The 19899-nt window shown below is 49.1% G+C and carries 16 protein-coding genes and 1 riboswitch; of the genes, 15 read left to right on the forward strand and 1 reads right to left on the reverse strand.

Annotated elements, in window-relative coordinates; translation table 11 throughout:
* Positions 1 to 16: 16 nt before the first annotated feature.
* The 9 genes from LCM10_RS08760 to LCM10_RS08800 all read left to right on the forward strand — a co-directional run bounded on the left by LCM10_RS08760 (position 17) and on the right by LCM10_RS08800 (position 11765).
* Positions 17 to 670: a TetR/AcrR family transcriptional regulator gene (locus LCM10_RS08760; protein WP_224875858.1), complete on the forward strand. Its 654-nt coding sequence runs from the start codon at positions 17 to 19 to the stop codon at positions 668 to 670.
* Positions 667 to 3933 carry a fused isobutyryl-CoA mutase/GTPase IcmF gene (gene icmF / locus LCM10_RS08765; protein WP_224875859.1) on the forward strand — a complete coding sequence of 1089 codons (3267 nt, stop codon included), beginning with the start codon at positions 667 to 669 and terminating at the stop codon, positions 3931 to 3933. Before LCM10_RS08760 ends, icmF begins: the two co-directional genes overlap by 4 nt.
* Before the next feature lie 283 nt (positions 3934 to 4216).
* Positions 4217 to 4408 carry a hypothetical protein gene (locus tag LCM10_RS08770; RefSeq protein WP_224875860.1) on the forward strand — a complete coding sequence of 64 codons (192 nt, stop codon included), beginning with the start codon at positions 4217 to 4219 and terminating at the stop codon, positions 4406 to 4408.
* A 248-nt stretch (positions 4409 to 4656) separates the two neighbouring features.
* On the forward strand, positions 4657 to 5241 hold the full coding sequence (gene rpoE, locus LCM10_RS08775) for a DNA-directed RNA polymerase subunit delta (protein ID WP_224875861.1): 585 nt from the start codon (positions 4657 to 4659) through the stop codon (positions 5239 to 5241).
* A gap of 384 nt (positions 5242 to 5625) precedes the next feature.
* Entirely contained in the window at positions 5626 to 7230 is a 1605-nt protein-coding gene (locus LCM10_RS08780; protein ID WP_224875862.1) for a CTP synthase, read from the forward strand.
* Positions 7231 to 7563: 333 nt separating this feature from the next.
* Entirely contained in the window at positions 7564 to 7722 is a 159-nt protein-coding gene (locus LCM10_RS08785; protein WP_224875863.1) for a hypothetical protein, read from the forward strand.
* Positions 7723 to 7906: 184 nt separating this feature from the next.
* A riboswitch (SAM riboswitch) is annotated at positions 7907 to 8016 on the forward strand.
* A 153-nt stretch (positions 8017 to 8169) separates the two neighbouring features.
* Positions 8170 to 9255, forward strand: coding sequence for a sugar ABC transporter substrate-binding protein (locus tag LCM10_RS08790; protein WP_224875864.1), 1086 nt, complete (start codon positions 8170 to 8172; stop codon positions 9253 to 9255).
* 19 nt (positions 9256 to 9274) lie between these two features.
* Entirely contained in the window at positions 9275 to 10807 is a 1533-nt protein-coding gene (locus LCM10_RS08795) for a sugar ABC transporter ATP-binding protein (RefSeq protein WP_224875865.1), read from the forward strand.
* Positions 10776 to 11765: an ABC transporter permease gene (locus tag LCM10_RS08800; protein WP_224875866.1), complete on the forward strand. Its 990-nt coding sequence runs from the start codon at positions 10776 to 10778 to the stop codon at positions 11763 to 11765. The genes LCM10_RS08795 and LCM10_RS08800 overlap by 32 nt, the downstream gene beginning before the upstream one ends.
* A gap of 51 nt (positions 11766 to 11816) precedes the next feature.
* Here LCM10_RS08800 and LCM10_RS08805 read toward each other — a convergent pair whose 3' ends face one another.
* Positions 11817 to 12341, reverse strand: coding sequence for a DUF2529 domain-containing protein (locus LCM10_RS08805; protein ID WP_224875867.1), 525 nt, complete (start codon positions 12339 to 12341; stop codon positions 11817 to 11819).
* Between the two features lie 243 nt (positions 12342 to 12584).
* Here LCM10_RS08805 and LCM10_RS08810 point away from each other — a divergent pair, with 243 nt between their 5' ends.
* The 6 genes from LCM10_RS08810 to rho all read left to right on the forward strand — a co-directional run bounded on the left by LCM10_RS08810 (position 12585) and on the right by rho (position 19731).
* The gene (locus tag LCM10_RS08810) at positions 12585 to 12947 is read left to right on the forward strand and encodes a response regulator (protein ID WP_224875868.1); all 363 of its coding nucleotides are present in this window, start codon (positions 12585 to 12587) and stop codon (positions 12945 to 12947) included.
* Between the two features lie 173 nt (positions 12948 to 13120).
* Positions 13121 to 13978 carry a class IIb fructose-bisphosphate aldolase FdaB gene (fdaB, locus tag LCM10_RS08815; protein ID WP_224875869.1) on the forward strand — a complete coding sequence of 286 codons (858 nt, stop codon included), beginning with the start codon at positions 13121 to 13123 and terminating at the stop codon, positions 13976 to 13978.
* A 180-nt stretch (positions 13979 to 14158) separates the two neighbouring features.
* A complete protein-coding gene (gene fsa, locus LCM10_RS08820; RefSeq protein ID WP_224875870.1) occupies positions 14159 to 14800 on the forward strand; it encodes a fructose-6-phosphate aldolase in 642 nt (213 codons plus the stop codon).
* Between the two features lie 553 nt (positions 14801 to 15353).
* Positions 15354 to 16637 (forward strand): UDP-N-acetylglucosamine 1-carboxyvinyltransferase, encoded by a 1284-nt coding sequence (locus LCM10_RS08825; protein ID WP_224875871.1) that lies wholly within the window; start codon positions 15354 to 15356, stop codon positions 16635 to 16637.
* 263 nt (positions 16638 to 16900) lie between these two features.
* The gene (gene glpX / locus LCM10_RS08830; protein WP_224875872.1) at positions 16901 to 17863 is read left to right on the forward strand and encodes a class II fructose-bisphosphatase; all 963 of its coding nucleotides are present in this window, start codon (positions 16901 to 16903) and stop codon (positions 17861 to 17863) included.
* Positions 17864 to 18468: 605 nt separating this feature from the next.
* On the forward strand, positions 18469 to 19731 hold the full coding sequence (gene rho, locus LCM10_RS08835) for a transcription termination factor Rho (protein WP_224875873.1): 1263 nt from the start codon (positions 18469 to 18471) through the stop codon (positions 19729 to 19731).
* The last annotated feature ends 168 nt before the right edge of the window (positions 19732 to 19899 follow it).

The following is a 19899-nucleotide window of genomic DNA, read 5'->3' on the forward strand; positions in this document are numbered from 1 at the left end:
AAGGCGGTCGGTAGAAATGGATAATAAACGGGAAGTGCATGCTTCCGTCAAAGATGAACGGTTAGTGGAAAAGCGGCGCGATCAGATGATCCGGGGAGCCGTCTCTCTTTTTAAACAGAAAGGGTTTCACCGCACCACGACGAGGGAGATTGCCAAGGCCGCCGGATTCAGCATCGGAACGCTTTATGAGTATATACGAACGAAGGAAGATGTGTTGTATCTTGTCTGTGACAGTATTTATGAACAGGTACGACTGGAGCTAGAGGAGCTCGATACCGATGAAGGGACGATCGAGGGCTTGAGGATCGGCATCGCCCATTACTTTCAGGTGATGGACCGGATGCAGGATGAGGTTCTCGTCATGTATCAGGAAGCGAAGTCGTTATCGAAGGATGCGCTGCCGTATGTGCTCCGGAAAGAGCTTGAGATGGTCGCGATGGTGGAGAAGTTGATCGTCCGCTGCGTCGAAACGGGGGAACTCGAGCTAGATGACGAGAGGATCCATATGCTTGCGCAAAATGTATTCGTCCAGGGGCAGATGTGGGGATTCCGCCGCTGGGCATTACAGAAACGGTATTCACTAGAGGAGTACATCGAGCTTCAGGTCGACCTTCTTTTTACAGGGATCACAGGCTTTGAAAAACAAAGGAGAACAGGGGGAGTAATATGAGCACGGTTGAAGTATATAAACCGAAGCACCATGTCCGCTTTGTGACGGCATCGAGCCTATTTGACGGACATGATGCGTCGATCAACATAATGAGACGGATCATCCAGGCGAGCGGGTCGGAGGTTATTCACCTTGGCCATAACCGCTCCGTGGAAGAAGTGGTGAATGCTGCGATCCAGGAGGACGTACAGGGGATTGCGATTTCCTCCTATCAAGGCGGACACGTTGAATATTTTAAATACATGTATGATTTATTAAAAGAAAGAGGAGCTTCCCATATCCGCATTTACGGTGGCGGCGGCGGGGTCATCATCCCGCGTGAAATCAAGGAGCTCCATGAATACGGGATCGCCCGCATCTTTTCACCTGAAGATGGAAGGAAGCACGGTTTGCAGGGGATGATCAACCAGATGATCGAGGAGTGTGACTTCCCGACGATTGAAGGAAGTGTCAACTCCGAGGTTGAAAAGCTTTCGGCTGGAGACGTGAATGCGATTTCCAAGCTGATTTCATTGGCAGAATATCAGGTTGGGGCGAATGAAGAAGTGGCGGCAACGGCCCAGACGGTTTTTTCAGAGATCAAGACGCTTGCCAAAAAGGTTCCGGTACTCGGGATCACGGGAACTGGTGGAGCAGGGAAAAGCTCCCTGACGGACGAACTGATCCGTCGCTTCATCAACGAACTTCCTGAGAAGAAGATTGCGGTTCTATCAATCGATCCGACGAAGCAAAAGACAGGCGGTGCCCTTCTTGGCGACCGGATCCGAATGAACGCGATCTTCAATCCACGCGTTTACATGCGAAGCCTGGCTACGCGTGGATCAAAGACCGAGCTGTCACTCGCAATCAAGGATGCGATCAATGTCGTGAAAGCGGCCGGCTACGATCTTGTTGTCGTCGAGACGAGTGGGATCGGGCAGGGCGATGCGGAAATCGCTGAAATCTGTGACATGTCGATGTATGTGATGACGAGCGAATTCGGTGCGCCTTCACAGCTTGAAAAAATCGATATGATCGATTTTGCCGACCTCATCGTCATCAACAAATTCGAGCGCAAAGGCTCAGAGGATGCGCGCCGTCAGGTTCAGAAGCAATATCAGCGCAGCCACATGCTGTTTGACAAAGATCTTGATGAGATGCCGGTGTACGGGACGATTGCAAGTCAGTTCAATGACCCGGGTACGAATGCGCTTTTTGCAGCGATTGTGGACGTTGTGAATGAGAAGATGAAGCTTGATTGGAAGACAGGTTTTTCTAAGAACGTTGATGTTGAGAAGCAGAACGTCATCATTCCGAACAACCGCCGTTATTATTTAAGGGAAATTGCGGATACCGTCCGCAACTATCATAAAAAAGCGGAAGAGCAAGTGAATCTTGCACGCCGTTTGTTCCAAATCGAAGGTGCGATCGAAGCCCTGCGTGAGAAAGAGCAGAATGATGAGGTCCTTACGTCACTGAACACGTTGAAGGATGAAGTGGAAAACAAGCTGACGGCGGAATCCAAAGGAATCTTGGAAAAATGGGAAAACCTGAAGGATACGTACAGCAAGGACCGCTTCGTCACGAAGATCCGTGATAAGGAAATCGTGACCGAACTGAAGACGAAGAGCCTGTCCGGTCTGGACATTCCGAAAGTGGCCCTTCCGAAATACAAGGATTATGGCGAAATTTTAAGATGGGTGTACAAGGAAAACGTACCTGGTTCATTCCCATATACAGCCGGCGTGTTTCCTTTTAAACGAAAAGGAGAAGATCCGAAGCGCCAGTTCGCGGGTGAAGGGACGCCTGAGCGGACAAATCGCCGCTTCCATTACTTGTCGAAGGATGATGATGCGAAACGTCTGAGCACGGCGTTCGACTCGGTTACATTATACGGTGAAGATCCGGATCACCGCCCTGACATCTACGGGAAAGTCGGCGAGAGCGGCGTGAGCATCTGTACGCTCGATGATATGAAGAAGCTGTATGCAGGCTTCGATCTTTGTGCACCATCGACGTCGGTATCGATGACGATCAACGGACCGGCACCGATCATCCTGGCGATGTACATGAACACGGCGATCGATCAGCAGATCCGTGCGAAGGAAGAAGAGCTTGGACGCGTGCTGACGGTCGAAGAGTACGTGGAAGTGAAGGAACAGACGCTTCAAGTCGTGCGTGGAACCGTTCAGGCCGATATTTTAAAAGAAGATCAAGGCCAGAATACGTGCATCTTCTCGACGGAGTTCGCGCTTCGCATGATGGGTGACATCCAGCAGTACTTCATCGACCACAAAGTGAGAAACTACTATTCTGTCTCGATTTCCGGCTACCACATCGCGGAAGCGGGTGCGAATCCGATTTCGCAGCTGGCGTTCACGCTCGCAAACGGCTTCACGTATGTTGAGTACTATTTGAGCCGCGGAATGGATATCAATAAATTTGCGCCTAATCTGTCGTTCTTCTTCTCGAACGGGCTTGATCCTGAGTACACGGTGATCGGCCGCGTGGCACGCCGCATCTGGTCGACGGTCATGCGTGACAAGTACGGAGCGGATGAGCGCAGTCAGAAGCTGAAGTACCACATCCAGACATCCGGGCGTTCGCTTCATGCGCAGGAAATCGATTTCAACGATATCCGTACGACGCTACAAGCGTTGATGGCGTTGCAGGATAACTGTAACTCGCTTCACACGAATGCATATGACGAAGCGATCACGACGCCGACGGAAGAATCGGTGCGCCGCGCGATGGCGATCCAAATGATCATCACGAAGGAACACGGCCTGTCGAAGAATGAAAATCCACTTCAAGGATCGTTCATTGCTGAAGAGCTGACGGATCTTGTGGAAGAAATGGTACTCGCTGAATTCGACCGCTTGAATGACCGCGGAGGCGTACTCGGTTCGATGGAAACGCAGTATCAGCGCGGCAAGATCCAGGAAGAGTCGATGTATTATGAAATGAAGAAGCATAACGGTGAGCTTCCGATCGTCGGGGTGAATACGTACTTGAACCCGAACCCTCCGTCTGAGGATGAGGTGGATAGCATGGAACTGGCCCGTGCAACGAAGGAAGAGAAGGAAACGCAGATCAAGAACCTGCGTGACTTCCAAGGCCGCCATGAAGATAAAATCGAAGAAGCACTCCTGCGCCTGAAGAAAGCCGCAGTCGACGGAGGCAACATCTTCGAAGAACTCATGGAAACGGTCAAAGTCGCAAGCCTCGGGCAGATCACCCGTGCCCTCTACGAAGTCGGGGGACAATACCGCAGGAATATGTAACGTATTAAAAAGAAGACTGCTGTCGTACAAGACGGCAGTCTTTTTGGAGTGAAGTGGAAGGTACGTCCCGCTGCGCTTTAAAGTGATAAAGGACAGTCCTTTATTGTGCTGAAGTCATGAACGTATCGGGACGTGGAGTTTAAAAACCTTCAAACTGGTCTATCATGAAAAGACAGAAAAGTTACAATTCTTTACCCCTATGTAATAGTAGCTGGTGTGATTATGCTATATAATGGTAGTGGATGATTTGGCTAGATTAGAGATAAGTACTGGATGTGACGTTGTGAGGACACTTTTGCGAGTTGCACTGATCGGGGCGGGCCTTTATGGTTCGATTGTTTTATATCACTTTCAATTGGGGGCCGTGCCTTTCTTCCTGCTCTCATTCTATTTCTTCTATGAAGCATATAAGGCGATCCGGTATGGTGATCGAGAAGACCCTGAAGATAGCGGCATCCTGAATTCACAAGAATAAAAAAATGAGAGAAAAGCGATATATATATGGCATAAAGTCTCTCATATTGTTTATAATGAATAGTATGTTTTAAAATGATAATGGCAGGATTATGCCATTTTTGCGGTGGGGTTGGGAACAATCCACTTCAAGCTGCAGCATGTTGTCATGTTTTTAGCATTCTGTCAGGTTAGAGAAACCGGGCGACGGATTGGTGCTTTAGCGGCTCTCTAAGGGAGAGTGTGAAATAGAGAAAGGAAGTGCGTAAAGTGAGTCTTAAACAGTTATCGAAGGAAGAATTGCGTCAAACATCTTTTATTGAATTGGCACACGAAATCATGGTGGAGAAGAAGCAAGCCATAACATTCCAGGAAGTGCTCAAGGAAATTACAAGTTTACTTGAAATCTCTGAATCAGAGGTCAAAAGCCGCATGGTTCAATTTTATACAGACCTGAACATCGATGGACGTTTCATCGCGCTTGGCGAAAACCGCTGGGGACTTCGCGAATGGTATCCGGTTGATCAGATCGAAGAAGAGACGGTACCGACGATGAAATCTACCAAAAAGAAAAAGTCCAAGAAGAAAGCGGACGAAGATCTTGACCTGGATGATTTCGAAGATCTTGATGATGAGGATCTCGATGACGATCTTGACTATGATGATCTTGATGATTCGGACGACGATGATGACCTCACGGATGACGATGACGACGATGTGGATGAGTCAGACGACATCGACGATATTGATGTCGATGAAGACGATGAGGACTTGGAAATCGACGATGAGTTCGATGAGCTAGACGATGAAGATGACGAAGAAGAGACGGATGAAGAAGAGGACGAAAATCTTTAATTATTCAGTGAATTAGGAAGATTATCCCGACCTCATTCTATGCTTGACTTCTATCAGTCAGGAAGGTAGTATTTTATTTGGGCTCCTTAAAAAAGGACGGATAGAGTATTCAAACGCTCCCCTTGCCATTCGGCAAGAGGGGCGTTTTTTATTTTTTACAGGATGGCTTGCAGAATGGATGCAGGCTGAACCTTTGTTCTCTTCCCCTTACAATTGACAACTATTTAAATAAGAGGCTGTCTTTTAGCTGTTTTTGCCCATGAAATTATTTTAGAGGGATGGACGACTCCATCTTGGACAAGATAATTTCATGACAAGGATACATAGGAGACACCCTCTACTTTTTTTGAATCAAATCACATCAATCAAAAGGGGGATATATACATGACTAAGTATATTTTCGTAACAGGCGGCGTTGTGTCGTCACTTGGAAAAGGGATCACAGCAGCATCCCTTGGTAGACTATTAAAAAACCGCGGAATCTCGGTGACCATCCAGAAATTCGATCCATACATCAACGTGGACCCGGGTACGATGAGCCCGTACCAGCACGGTGAAGTATTCGTAACCGATGATGGCGCAGAGACGGATCTTGACTTGGGTCACTATGAGCGTTTCGTCGACATCAATCTGACAAAATACAGCTCTGTGACAACTGGTAAAATCTATTCCACGGTTCTGAAAAAAGAGCGCCGCGGCGACTATCTGGGCGGAACGGTCCAAGTCATCCCGCACATCACGAATGAAATCAAGGAACGCGTATACCGTGCCGGCCGCGAGACGAACTCGGATGTCGTCATCACGGAAATCGGTGGAACGGTCGGGGATATCGAGTCCCTTCCATTCCTTGAAGCGATCCGTCAGATCAAGAGTGACGTTGGCCGTGAAAACGTAATGTACATCCACTGTACACTCGTTCCTTACATCAAGGCAGCGGGCGAAATGAAAACGAAGCCGACCCAGCACAGTGTTAAGGAACTGCGCAGCCTTGGGATCCAGCCAAATGTCATCGTCGTTCGCACAGAAATGCCAATGACACAGGATATGAAGGATAAAATCGCGCTGTTCTGCGACATTGATAAAAATGCCGTCATCGAAGCGATGGATGCAGACACGCTTTACTCTGTGCCACTTGCCCTTCAAGAGCAGAAGCTTGATGAATTGACGTGCAAGCACCTTCACCTTGAGTGCCGTGAGCCGGATATGACAGAGTGGAATGAACTTGTGGCGCGCGTGACGAATCTATCACGCAAGACAAAGATCGCCCTAGTCGGAAAATATGTCGAGCTTCAGGATGCGTACATTTCAGTCGTGGAAGCCCTTCGTCATGCCGGATACAATTTCGACAGCGACGTTGAAGTGAAATGGCTGAACTCTGAGCTTGTTGACGCAGAAAACGTAGCCGAAAAACTTGGCGACGTCGACGGGATCCTTGTTCCTGGTGGATTCGGGGACCGCGGTGTTGAAGGAAAGATCGTCGCGACGCAATATGCACGTGAAAACAAAGTGCCTTTCCTTGGCATCTGCCTCGGCATGCAGCTCGCTTCTGTCGAATATGCACGCAACGTGCTTGGTCTAGAAGGAGCACACTCTGCTGAGCTGAATCCGGAAACGCCATATCCAATCATCGACCTTCTTCCAGAACAGAAGGACATCGAAGATCTTGGTGGAACGCTTCGCCTCGGTTTATATCCATGTAAGCTGACAAAAGGCACAAAAGCCTATACAGCCTACGATGGGGAAGTGGTGTACGAGCGTCACCGCCACCGCTTCGAATTCAACAATCACTATCGTGAGCAAATGGAAGACGCAGGCTTCATCTTCTCTGGTACAAGCCCTGACGGACGCCTTGTCGAGATCATCGAACTGGAAGATCACCCATGGTTCGTGGCATCCCAATTCCACCCGGAATTCACATCTCGCCCGACACGTCCACAGCCATTGTTCAGGGACTTTGTTGAAGCAAGTCTTGCGTTTGGTGGGAAATAAATTATATGTTTTGGGCCGCTCTCCTGGTTTTGGGGGGCGGTTTTTTTGTGTGGATTGGTGATGGTCTGGGTGGGATGTGTTGTGTTGTGTCGCGCTGCAGTAATACCAATCTAGGTATATTTGTGTTCGGTCGTGTCGAATATTGTCGTGTAATCGACAGTTCGCGCATAAATCTGAATTTCCGCGCATAAAATCCGGATTCCGCGCATATATCGAGAAAATCGCGCATATATGCTAGATTTCGCGCATAACGAGACCCGGATACCCGTTACGTGAGGGATCCGCGTCCTGAATACCCGTGCCAGCTCGAAATCATCACTTCGAGTTATACACATGAGGGTATCTACCCCAATCAACGTGCTGGAAATTCGACAGTTCGAGCATAATATGGTCACGTTCGAGCAAAACGAGGGGATTTTCGCGCAGAAAGTGATCACATTCGAGCACAAACAAACCATTTTCGAGCAAAAGAATGCCGCAATCGAGCAATAGTAAACCACGCCCAATCAAAAACAACCAAACATCCGGCACATTACCCAACTTCAAAGCATAACAACCTCTCCGATCCCCAGTTGTGTACCCCAACAAAAATTTTAAAAAAGAATATTGACAATTTTCCATCAACTAAGTAAGATATCGATTATACGCATGCGAAGTTTTTACCAATTTCATATTTCTCTTATAAAGAGTTGGCAGAGGGACTGGCCCGATGATGCCCGGCAACCTACCGTTTCTTAAACGGAAAGGTGCTAAGACCTGCAGGATGGATTTCCTGAGTGATAAGAGTACGTTTATTTATACATAAACCTCTTTTCCCTTAGGAAGAGAGGTTTTTTATTTTGCAAAAAACTGGCTGTTCCTGCTACGTTCACGGCGTTCAAATCGAATCATAGACACCCCGATGGACGAACAAATTTTTAAAAAAAGGGAGAGTAAGCAATGAAAAAAACAACGGTATTTCTAATCATCATCACACTTGTATTTGGTTTATTGGCTGCGTGTCAGCCGAAGGTTTCGGAGGAATCGAATGCGGAAGCAAAAGCGGGGAAGGCTTCATCGGATCATCCGCTTGCAGGGAAGAAGGTTGCCTTGATCATGCAGATCAATTTAGGCACGTTTTCCGCTCAGTACATCGAAGGGGTGAAGGAGCAGGTCGAATCGTTCGGCGGGAAGGTGCAAGTCTTCACGTCAGAAGGGGATCTGGCGAAGATGTCATCGAACCTTGATGCCGCCATCAACCAGAAATTCGATGGCATCCTGATCGACCATGGGACGAAGGAAGCATTGCAGTCCGGTGTGGAAAAAGCGAAGGAACAGGGGATCCCTGTCGTCGTGTTTGATGCGGATGTCGAGTCCGAGGGTGTGACGGTCCTCGAGCAGGGGGACCGCAAAATGGCGGAACAGACGTTGAATAAGCTTTCGGAGGAGTTAGGCGGGAAAGGTGAAATCGTCAAGATCTGGGTAGCGGGGTTTGCCCCGATGGAAAGGCGTCAGGCGGCTTATAAAGAATTCCTTGAACAGAATCCTGATATCAAAGAAGTGGCGGCTTTCGGGGCTGCGACCCAGAATACGGCACTCGATACGCAGGCACAGATGGAAGCGATCCTGAAGCAGTACCCGAATAAAGGCGATATCGACGCGGTCTGGGCTGCGTGGGATGAATTCGCCAAAGGTGCCGTGCGGGCAATCGAGGCAGCGGGGAGAGATGAAATCAAGGTGTATGGGATCGATATGAGTGATGAAGACCTTCAGATCATCCAGAAGGAAGGAAGTCCGTGGGTGGCGTCGGCTGCGGTCGATCCGAAAGATATCGGACGCGTCCAGGTCCGTTTCCTGTACCAGAAGCTCGCAGGTGAGGAAACCCCTGCAACCGTCAAGCTTGAGCCGGTCTTCATCGAGCAGGATCAACTACCTGAAGAAGCGGTCACAACCGATCAGCTTCATGAACACGTTGATGGCTGGGGTGCGAGCGAGCAAGGATACAACGAGGAATTGAAGGAGCTCGAAGCCTCCTTCACTGAATAAGAGGAAGGGAGTGAAGACGATGTCCACATTGCTGGAGATGAGTGGGATCCGTAAATCCTTCGCGGGTGTGAAGGTGCTGAAGGATGCGCAGTTCCACTTGAAAGAGGGAGAGGTCCATGCATTGCTTGGCGCAAATGGCGCAGGAAAAAGCACGCTCATGAAGATCCTCTCGGGTGCCTATACACAGGATGAAGGGGATATTTGCCTTCACGCTGAAAAGAAACTCTATCAAACTCCGAAAGAAGCGAAGTTGCATGGGATCCACTGTGTCTATCAGGAAGTGGACACGGCGATTGTGCACCAGCTGTCCGTGGCGGAAAACATCCTGCTCGACCGTTTATCGACCGGTGGCTCCTTTTTTCTGAACAAAAGATCTTTGGAAAAAGAGGCGGGCACGGTGCTTCAGCGGATCGGGGCAGGGAATCTATCACTGGGGTCGTCCGCTTCATCGCTCAGTCTCGCCGAAAAGCAACTGGTCCTGATTGCAAGGGCGCTGTTGCAAGATGCGAAAGTGCTGATCCTCGATGAACCGACGGCGCCGCTCAGTCTTGCGGAAACCGACAGGCTATTCGATGTGATGGAGGAATTGAAAAAGGAAGGCGTCGGGATCGTCTTCATCTCCCACCGGCTTCCGGAGGTGTTCGGGATCTCTGATCGGATTACGGTGATGAGGGACGGTGAGACGGTTGATACCCTAGAAACAACGGCTACGTCACCCGAACAGGTCGTCGACACGATGCTTGGCGGATCATTCCGGCAGGAGTTCGTTAAGCAGCCGGCTGAGATTGGCGAGCAACTTATTGAAGTGAAGGGTCTTGATGATGGAGGGAAGCTCGGCGGGATCGACCTCTCTTTGCGAGAAGGCGAAGTGGTCGGCGTCGTAGGCCTTGTCGGGGCAGGCAAGACGGAGCTTGCCAAATCATTATTCGGTGCTTCCCCGGTTGAAAGAGGTTCTTTTTTAATGAAGGGAAGTGAGATCAACTTGAGGTCTCCGCGTGATGCCGTGAAGAACGGCATTGCCCTCGTTCCGGAAGAGAGAAGGAAAGAAGGCCTGTTCATCCATGAATCGGTCCAGCATAATCTCAGCTTTCCTACTTTAAAAACGTTATCGAGAACATTATGGATCAATCGCCGGGCGGAAAGGAAGCTTGCCCTCCAACATATTGAATCCCTCGGCATCCGCACCGCACATGAAGATGTGCTCCTGAATGATTTGAGCGGGGGGAATCAGCAAAAGGTCTCGATCGGCAAATGGCTGACGGACGATGCTTCGGTGTTTTTGTTTGATGAACCGACGAAGGGCGTTGATGTCGGGGCGAAAAAAGACATTTTCAACCTGATTCAATCGCTTGCTCAAAGAGGGAAGGGCATTCTTTACTTTTCGTGTGAAATCCAAGAGATCCTCGCGATTTCAGACCGGATCCTCATCATGTTTGATGGACGGATCGTCAAGGAACTGAATGCAGGGGAAGCAACACAAGAAACGATATTGCTATACGCTTCGGGAGGGACGGCAGTCAATGAAAGGGAAGACGTTAGACTTACTATTTAAATACGGCGCCATCGCTTTGATGGCGATCATTCTTATTTTTTTCAGCCTTTATCATCCATTTTTCTTCACGTACGGAAACTTATCGGATATCCTCCGGTCGATTTCGATTGTCACGCTGGTGGCTCTCGGGGTGACGTTCACGCTCGTTGTCGACGGCTTTGATCTGTCCGTCGGTTCGACGGTTTCACTTTCGACGGTCGTCACGGCCTCGCTGATGGTCTGGTATGAAGCGCCGCTATGGGTCGTGCTCCTCGTCCCGCTTCTTGTCGGGGCCGGGGTCGGCTTATTCAATTCGCTGCTGATCGTAAAGCTCGGCATCCCCGATCTATTGGCGACGCTTGGGGCGATGTACATCATTTCGGGTATCCACCGGACGTATACGGAAGGGTACTCCATCTATAACAATATGCCGATGGCAAGCGGCGGAACGGCGCCGGGGACGTTTTCCGAGACGTTCTTATGGATTGGGCAGGGAAAACTATTAGGCTTGCCGGTACCGGTCTGGATCATGCTGATCCTGGTCGGGGTGATGTACGTGGTCATGCATTTCACCCGCTGGGGGCGGATCCTCTACATGACAGGAGGGAATATGGAAGCATCCCGGTTATCAGGGGTGGACGTCAAGCGCGTAAAGCTTGCAGCGTACGTCCTGTCCGGCGTCTTCGCCTCAATCGGCGGGATCTTGTTCACGGCAAGGGTCGGCTCGGGGCAGATGGACGCCGGTGCACCACTCCTGATGGAAGCGGTCGCCGCGGTGTTCGTCGGTTACTCCGTCCTTGGTGCCGGGAAACCGAACATCCTCGGTACCTTTTTCGGGGCGGCGCTCATCGGCGTCCTCCTCAACGGCCTGACGATGATGAACCTTCCTTACTATGCATTCGAAATCATCAAAGGGAGCGTCCTCGTCCTCGCACTCGCCGTCACCTACATCCACGCCAAGAAAGTCAAAGCAACCTAAAGAAGGTACGTCCCTCATCGCGTTAAAGCGATGAGGGACGTACCTTCGTTTTTATTCGTATTCTTCGAGCATCTCGCGGATGACGAATCCGATGGCGAAGTAGATGTAGAGTGCGGCGATGCTTGTTGGCATGCAGACGCGTTCGCCGATTTCCTCTCCCGGTAGCAGCCCCTTGATGACCTTCGTATCAAGGTGAAGGTCGGCAAGTTCATCAAGGCCCCTTTCCCCGTCAGGGACGACACCGGAAATCCCAACGAATGGGATCCCTTCGTCGGCGAGCCCCTCAGCGAACTCAACCGCCTCCCGATCCGAGGACAGCCGCGTCACGATAAGAACGCGGTCTGCTTCCGTCAACACAGTGGACTCTTCATATTTTTTAATAGAAGGTAATGGCTCTGCGCCATACAAGGCTTCGGCCGTGACGGCTTCCATCTCCCCATACGCCTTGATATAGATGGACCCTTCGCCGACAGCCGCCTGTGCGAGCAGCCTTGCCGCATCTTCGATTTCAAATTCCTGTTTTTCAGATATGCGTTTAAATAAACCCGGCAGCTGGGTTGTGAACATTTTAATCATGTGATCTCTCCTTCATCTTGTCGAACGATTGCTTTCGACAATTCCTGCTGTATCGCTTATTATAAAGGGGAATGAGGGTCCAAGTAAAATAATGGAGAAAAAGCAGGATTTCAGAGGAACTTGGTGGAAGTAGTAAAGGTATGATTGTTTTGACTGGACTTGATAAAGAACGAAATCGAATCATAACAGCTTCTGTGCTTTATACATATAGACAACTATTTTATCGTAAAGGGGATTATGGCTATGAATGAGAAGATACTTATAGTAGATGATCAGTTTGGCATTAGGATTCTATTAAATGAAGTGTTGCAAAAGGAAGGCTATCAAACCTTCCAGGCTGCTAATGGTGTACAGGCGCTGGAAATCGCCGACCAGCATTCCCCTGATTTGGTCCTGCTCGATATGAAGATCCCGGGCATGGATGGAATCGAGATCCTTAAGAGGATGAAAGAGAAGAATCGGGATATCCGCGTCATCATCATGACCGCGTATGGGGAGCTCGATATGATCCAGGAAGCAAAGGACCTGGGTGCATTGACTCATTTCGCGAAGCCTTTCGACATTGATGATATCAGAAAAGCGGTAAGGCAATACATCCCGGCCTGATCTCATAGTTAGAATAGTGAAAATAGTAGTATTTTTTACAAACGGCCTCTTCAGTTGGTAAAATCATTTTTGATTTGGTATGATACAAGTGAAATTGTTAACAATGTAGGTGTGAAACTTCCATTATGGTTACCAAAAATGGCACACTGACTGAATAAAAGGAGGAAATTAATATGCCTTTAGTTTCAATGAAAGACATGCTTATCAAAGCAAAAGAAAACAGCTATGCTGTTGGTCAGTTCAACCTGAACAACCTTGAGTTCACTCAAGCGATCCTTCAAGCGGCTGAAGAAGAGAAATCACCAGTCATCCTTGGTGTTTCTGAAGGTGCTGCACGTTACATGAGCGGCTTCAAAACAGTTGTGAAAATGGTAGAGGGTCTTATGGAAGACTTGAACATCACGGTTCCAGTCGCAATCCACCTTGACCACGGTTCAAGCTATGACAAATGTAAAGAAGCGATCGACGCTGGCTTCACATCTGTCATGATCGACGCTTCTCACGGTCCTTTCGAAGAGAACATCGAAATCACTTCCAAAGTGGTTGAGTATGCTCACTCTAAAGGTGTTTCTGTTGAAGCTGAGCTTGGAACAGTGGGCGGACAAGAAGATGACGTAGTGGCAGATGGTGTCATCTATGCAGATCCTAAAGAATGTCAAGAATTGGTTGAACGTACTGGCATCGACACTCTTGCTCCTGCATTAGGTTCAGTACACGGCCCTTACAAAGGTGAACCAAACCTTGGATTCAAGGAAATGGAAGAAATCGGTGCAGCTACAGGAGTACCTCTAGTACTTCACGGCGGAACTGGTATCCCTACTAAAGATATCCAAAAAGCGATCTCTTATGGTACGGCTAAAATCAACGTAAACACAGAAAACCAAATCGCTTCTGCGAAGAAAGTACGCGAAGTGCTTGCTGCGGATTCTGAAGTATACGATCCACGTAAATACATGGGTCCTGCACGCGAAGCAATCAAAGCGACTGTCATCGGCAAGATGCGCGAATTCGGTTCTTCTAACCAAGCGTAAGCAAATAGAGGGAATGTTTGGAAAGTGGCTGGAAACAGTGTAAATCTCTCCAAACGTGGTAGAAAAAGAATGTAGCAGTGGGAGAGGACTGGCGCCATGGAAGGGTATTGCCCTTGTTGGGTCAGTCCTTTCCGTTCATTTAAAAAAGATTGAAAATTTTGTCGAAATGGGGCGGGAAATTTGAAATTTTTCATTGATACAGCAAACATGGACGAAATCAAGGAAGCGTTCGATTGGGGGATCGTTTCTGGTGTAACAACGAATCCATCACTGGTGGCAAAAGAAAAAGGCGTCACGTTCGAGGATCGGTTAAAGGAAATCACCGACCTAGTCCCAGGCTCTGTCAGTGCGGAAGTCATCGCAACCGATGCGGAGGGCATGATCAAGGAAGGTCGCGAGCTTGCGAAGATCGCACCGAACATCACGATCAAGCTCCCGATGACACCGGACGGACTCACGGCAACATCCACTTTTGCAAAAGAAGGAATCAAGACAAACGTCACGCTGATCTTCAGTGCCAACCAGGCACTCCTGGCGGCTCGTGCGGGTGCTACATATGTATCACCTTTCCTCGGCAGGCTTGATGACATCGGTCATGACGGCCTCGAGCTCGTATCAAAGATCGCTGAAATCTTCGCGATCCACGGTCTCGAAACGGAAATCATCGCGGCATCGACACGCCATCCGCAGCACATAACAGAAGCGGCACTAAGAGGCGCACACATTGCCACCGTGCCATTGAAAGTATTAAAGCAACTATTCAACCATCCGCTTACGGATAAAGGGATCGAAGCCTTTTTGAAGGATTGGAATAATCGATAGGGTAATCAATCAGTATGGTTGATTTGATAAGGCATTCTACACGATCAGTAAATTTCAAATCGGTTCCAGGTGTTGATTGGAATGCAAGAGGAAGACTCCGGCGGGAGAAGCGTATTAGGTGAGACCTGTCTAGCTCCGGCGGCTAGCCCCTCGAGGTCATAAGCTAAATGGTCAAAGAAGGCCAAAAACGCCTTCTCAGCCCATTCGTCTTATGCTTGTCGGGGCTGTGCGAGCCGCCTCCGCTTTTCTACCCGCAGGCGAAGCCGAGGAGGATCACCAACCGCCCGCGGAAAGCGAAGTCTTGCATGGAAATCAACAGCGGTGTTAGAAGAACGGTCATTTTGAATATATGAAAATAGGCCAAATGAACCGATAACAAAAAATCCTAAAATCCTATACATGTTTTGACGAAATATGTATAAACTAGTAGACAATACACTTCTTAGATCGTCCTCTAATGGAAAAATAATCCTTTTTGTCGGTGTTTGAAGGAAGGGGTACTTACTTTGAGAGACCCCACTCATCTACATTTGACAGTGGAAGGGAGATTAAAATGGAAAAGCTTAAGATTGCAGGTGGATATCCACTTGAAGGTACCATAAAAGTCAGTGGTGCGAAAAACAGTGCTGTCGCCTTGATACCGGCTACGATCCTTGCAGATTCCCCGGTCACGATCGAGGGACTACCGGATATATCCGATGTACGTACACTTCAGGGTCTTCTTGAAGAAATCGGCGGCACGGTCAGCTTCGAAGACGGTGAAATGAGGGTGGACCCAAGCGAAATGGTCTCCATGCCCCTGCCGAGCGGCAAAGTGAAAAAGCTCCGTGCTTCCTATTATTTGATGGGGGCGATGCTCGGACGCTTCAAGAAAGCAGTCATCGGTCTGCCTGGCGGATGCCATCTGGGACCGCGCCCGATTGATCAGCACATCAAAGGCTTCGAAGCGCTCGGTGCCGAAGTCACGAATGAACAGGGAGCGATTTACCTGCGCGCCGATGAATTGAAAGGTGCACGCATCTATCTTGACGTCGTAAGCGTAGGCGCTACCATCAATATCATGCTGGCTGCCGTCCGTGCCAAGGGACGCACCATCATTGAAAACGCCGCAAAAGAACCTGAAATCATCGACGTGGCGACGCTTCTCAGTAATATGGGAGCGAAGATCAAGGGAGCAGGGACGGATGTCATCCGTATCGATGGTGTCGAAGAGCTTCATGGCTGCCGTCACACGATCATCCCTGACCGCATCGAAGCAGGGACCTTCATGATCCTTGCCGCTGCCGCTGGGAAAGGCGTATTGATCGACAATGTCATTCCGCTACATATGGAATCGGTGATTGCCAAACTTCGTGAAATGGGTGTTCCCGTTGAGACGAATGATGACCAAATCTTTATCGGGAAAGCGGACAAGCTGAAAGCCGTCGATATTAAGACACTCGTTTATCCAGGCTTCCCTACCGACCTTCAGCAGCCGTTCACTGCGCTGTTGAATAGAGCGGAAGGCTCCGCTGTTGTAACGGATACGATTTACTCTGCCCGTTTCAAGCATATCGATGAACTGAGACGCATGAACGCGACGATCAAGGTTGAAGGCCGTTCCGCAATCGTCAACGGTCCTGTCCAGCTGCAAGGTGCCAAAGTGAAGGCGAGTGACTTGCGTGCAGGCGCCGCCCTGGTGATTGCAGGCCTGATGGCAGAAGGGATCACCGAAGTGACGGGACTTGAGCACATCGACCGCGGTTACAGCGATCTTGTCGAGAAGCTTGAAGGGCTCGGCGCAACGATCTGGCGTGAAAAGATGACCGCCGAAGAACTGGAACAAATGAAATCCTAAAGGATATGGGAAGCCCGCCTCCCCTTTTGGGTGCGGGCTTTTTGCAATCTTTCTCATCTATGAGAAGGATTGGCTCCCCTTTTTTAGAAAAAAAGTCTCTCCGGACCGATTAATGTGTTACAATAAATCTGTTAATATGTTATACAATTAGAGATTTATTGGTTGAGAAAGATGCTTTTATGTCATCTCGGCGCCTCTTTTGAGGTTAAGAGGAAAGGATATGAAAGGATCTTACACAATAGGGAATTCGGGAGGCTGTATACATGGAAAGAAGTTTATCAATGGAATTGGTTCGGGTTACGGAAGGAGCTGCCCTTGCATCTGCGAGATGGATGGGACGCGGGAAGAAGGACGAAGCGGATGATGCTGCGACTTCGGCAATGCGTGACGTATTCGATACGGTACCAATGAAAGGGACCGTCGTCATCGGCGAAGGGGAAATGGACGAAGCACCGATGCTTTATATCGGGGAAAAGCTTGGGACAGGCTATGGTCCGCGCGTAGACGTAGCGGTCGATCCACTCGAAGGTACGAATATCGTCGCTTCCGGCGGCTGGAACGCGCTTGCGGTCCTGGCGGTTGCCGATCACGGGAACCTGTTGAACGCTCCGGATATGTATATGGATAAAATCGCGGTCGGCCCTGAAGCCGTCGGCAAGATCGACATCAACGCTTCTGTCATCGATAATTTGAAAGCGGTGGCAAAAGCAAAAAATAAAGACATCGAAGACGTGGTGGCCACGGTATTGAACCGTCCACGTCACGAGCACATCATCCAGCAGTTGAGGGAAGCGGGTGCCCGCATCAAATTGATCAACGATGGGGATGTCGCTGGTGCGATGAACACAGCGTTTGACCACACCGGTGTCGATATCCTATTCGGATCGGGCGGAGCACCTGAAGGCGTCCTTGCCGCTGTTGCCCTGAAATGCCTCGGTGGGGAAATCCAAGGGAAGCTGCTTCCACAGAACGATGCCGAGCTTCATCGCTGCATCAGCATGGGGCTTGACGTAGATAAAATCCTTCGCATGGAAGACCTCGTCACAGGAGACGACGCCATCTTCGCCGCTACAGGCGTAACAGACGGAGAGCTGCTCCGCGGTGTCCAACTGAAAGGCACACACGGACTGACCCACTCCATCGTCATGCGAGCAAAATCCGGAACCGTCCGCTTCATCGACGGCCGCCACAGCCTGCAAAAGAAACCGAACTTGGTGATAAAATAAGAAGTAGGGTGAGGTTTTGAGAACCGCTTCCTTATAGATTTATCACCAGATCCAGCAGTTGATTGGAGTGGAAGACGAAGACTCCTGCGGGAAGAGTAGCTAATGTGAGACCCCGCAGGAGCGCAAGCGACGAGGAGGCTCACGGGCTACCCGCGGAAAGCGAAGTCTTCCACGGAAATCAACTGCGGCATTAAAAGCCAACAGATGTAATAAGAGAAATCTTCATAAAGATAGAGGAGGAGAAAGCACAGCCTTTCCCCTCCTCCATCTTATCAACCACACCAACCCTTCACAGGTAATCAACACCTTCCTGTTTTTTCACAAAAAACCAAACAATTTCATAGAAAAAGCGAAAAGTTATGAATAGTTCTCAACAGTGTAAAAGGGTACCTTGCGCTTTTTCCATAAGTATGGTTAAAATAGATAAGGTTTTTTCTTCAGCATTCTCTTTTTTAATGCTTCACCTTATTTCTTCATTTTTTTAAAAGGTCATGCTACATAGATTGTTTTGTCCCCGGGACGGGTATACAAGACAACATGCAAATCACCTTATATCAATTCACTAATTCAAAGCTCTAATCAAATTAATAAAGCGTGGTGTCATAATGGAAGAGTTAACAATTTCCAGCCTGGAAAATATGAAGCTGAAAGAGCTTTATGAGCTGGCTAAACGATACAAAGTTTCTTATTATAGTAAATTAACAAAAAAAGAATTGATCTTTGCCATCCTGAAGGTGCGTGCCGAGCAAGAAGGCTTCTTCTTTATGGAAGGTGTCCTTGAGATCATCCAATCCGAAGGCTTCGGTTTCTTGAGACCGATCAACTATTCGCCGAGCTCGGAGGATATTTATATTTCTGCCTCCCAGATCCGCCGTTTTGATCTTCGAAATGGAGATAAGGTATCCGGTAAAGTGCGTCCTCCGAAAGAGAACGAGCGCTACTTCGGACTTCTTCATGTTGAAATGGTGAACGGGGAAGAGCCGGAAGCAGCGAAGGAACGCGTTCACTTCCCTGCCCTGACTCCTTTATATCCTGATCGTCAAATGATGCTTGAAACAACGCCGAATAAGATTTCGACGCGTGTGATGGATCTGATGGCGCCGGTCGGTTTCGGTCAGCGTGGTTTGATCGTGGCACCGCCGAAAGCCGGTAAGACGATGCTCTTAAAAGAAATCGCGAACTCGATCACGACGAATCACCCGGAAGCGGAATTGATCATCCTCTTGATCGACGAGCGTCCAGAGGAAGTAACCGATATCGAACGTTCAGTCGAAGCGGAAGTCGTATCGTCCACATTCGATGAGGTTCCCGAAAACCACATCAAAGTGGCAGAGCTTGTCCTTGAACGTGCGATGCGACTTGTTGAGCACAAACGTGACGTCGTCATCCTGATGGACAGCATCACCCGTCTGGCACGTGCCTATAACTTGGTGATCCCGCCAAGTGGGCGTACGCTGTCTGGTGGTATCGACCCTGCTGCGTTCCACCGTCCGAAGCGTTTCTTCGGTGCGGCGCGTAATATTGAAGAAGGTGGAAGCTTGACGGTGCTTGCGACAGCACTTGTCGACACGGGTTCCCGCATGGACGACGTCATTTATGAAGAATTCAAGGGAACAGGGAACATGGAGCTTCACCTTGACCGTTCACTTGCAGAACGCCGCATCTTCCCTGCGATCGATATCCGTCGTTCCGGTACGCGTAAGGAAGAGCTCCTCATCCAGCAGGATCACCTTGATAAGCTATGGGCGATCCGTAAAGCGATGTCCGATCAGCACGACTTCGCCGAAAAGCTTATGCGTAAGCTGAAACACTCGAAAACGAACCACGAATTTTTCGAGATGTTGACAGAGGAAGCCAAGAAGCGTTAAACTGGTCACTGTGTTCGAAGTAACGTAACACAACAATTTCCAGTTTAACAGGTTGCAAAACTGGCTTGTCCTTGTTATAATATAGTCAATGTGTTTTTAAAAATGGATGCGGTAAGGGGCTGGCTACTACTACCATGCTTATGCTCATATCGCATATATATCTTCGTA

Origin of the sequence: Rossellomorea aquimaris (assembly GCF_020171925.1) — a bacterium.
GTDB lineage: Bacteria > Bacillota > Bacilli > Bacillales > Bacillaceae_B > Rossellomorea > Rossellomorea aquimaris_F.

What these genes read in the sequence shown, in the direction of transcription:
- LCM10_RS08760 (WP_224875858.1), top strand. Translation starts at nt 17, where the DNA reads ATGGATAATAAACGGGAAGTGCATGCTTCCGTCAAAGATGAACGGTTA.
- icmF (WP_224875859.1), top strand. Translation starts at nt 667, where the DNA reads ATGAGCACGGTTGAAGTATATAAACCGAAGCACCATGTCCGCTTTGTG.
- LCM10_RS08780 (WP_224875862.1), top strand. Translation starts at nt 5,626, where the DNA reads ATGACTAAGTATATTTTCGTAACAGGCGGCGTTGTGTCGTCACTTGGA.
- LCM10_RS08785 (WP_224875863.1), top strand. Translation starts at nt 7,564, where the DNA reads ATGAGGGTATCTACCCCAATCAACGTGCTGGAAATTCGACAGTTCGAG.
- LCM10_RS08790 (WP_224875864.1), top strand. Translation starts at nt 8,170, where the DNA reads ATGAAAAAAACAACGGTATTTCTAATCATCATCACACTTGTATTTGGT.
- LCM10_RS08795 (WP_224875865.1), top strand. Translation starts at nt 9,275, where the DNA reads ATGTCCACATTGCTGGAGATGAGTGGGATCCGTAAATCCTTCGCGGGT.
- LCM10_RS08800 (WP_224875866.1), top strand. Translation starts at nt 10,776, where the DNA reads ATGAAAGGGAAGACGTTAGACTTACTATTTAAATACGGCGCCATCGCT.
- LCM10_RS08805 (WP_224875867.1), bottom strand. Translation starts at nt 12,341, where the DNA reads ATGATTAAAATGTTCACAACCCAGCTGCCGGGTTTATTTAAACGCATA.
- LCM10_RS08810 (WP_224875868.1), top strand. Translation starts at nt 12,585, where the DNA reads ATGAATGAGAAGATACTTATAGTAGATGATCAGTTTGGCATTAGGATT.
- fdaB (WP_224875869.1), top strand. Translation starts at nt 13,121, where the DNA reads ATGCCTTTAGTTTCAATGAAAGACATGCTTATCAAAGCAAAAGAAAAC.
- LCM10_RS08825 (WP_224875871.1), top strand. Translation starts at nt 15,354, where the DNA reads ATGGAAAAGCTTAAGATTGCAGGTGGATATCCACTTGAAGGTACCATA.
- glpX (WP_224875872.1), top strand. Translation starts at nt 16,901, where the DNA reads ATGGAAAGAAGTTTATCAATGGAATTGGTTCGGGTTACGGAAGGAGCT.
- rho (WP_224875873.1), top strand. Translation starts at nt 18,469, where the DNA reads ATGGAAGAGTTAACAATTTCCAGCCTGGAAAATATGAAGCTGAAAGAG.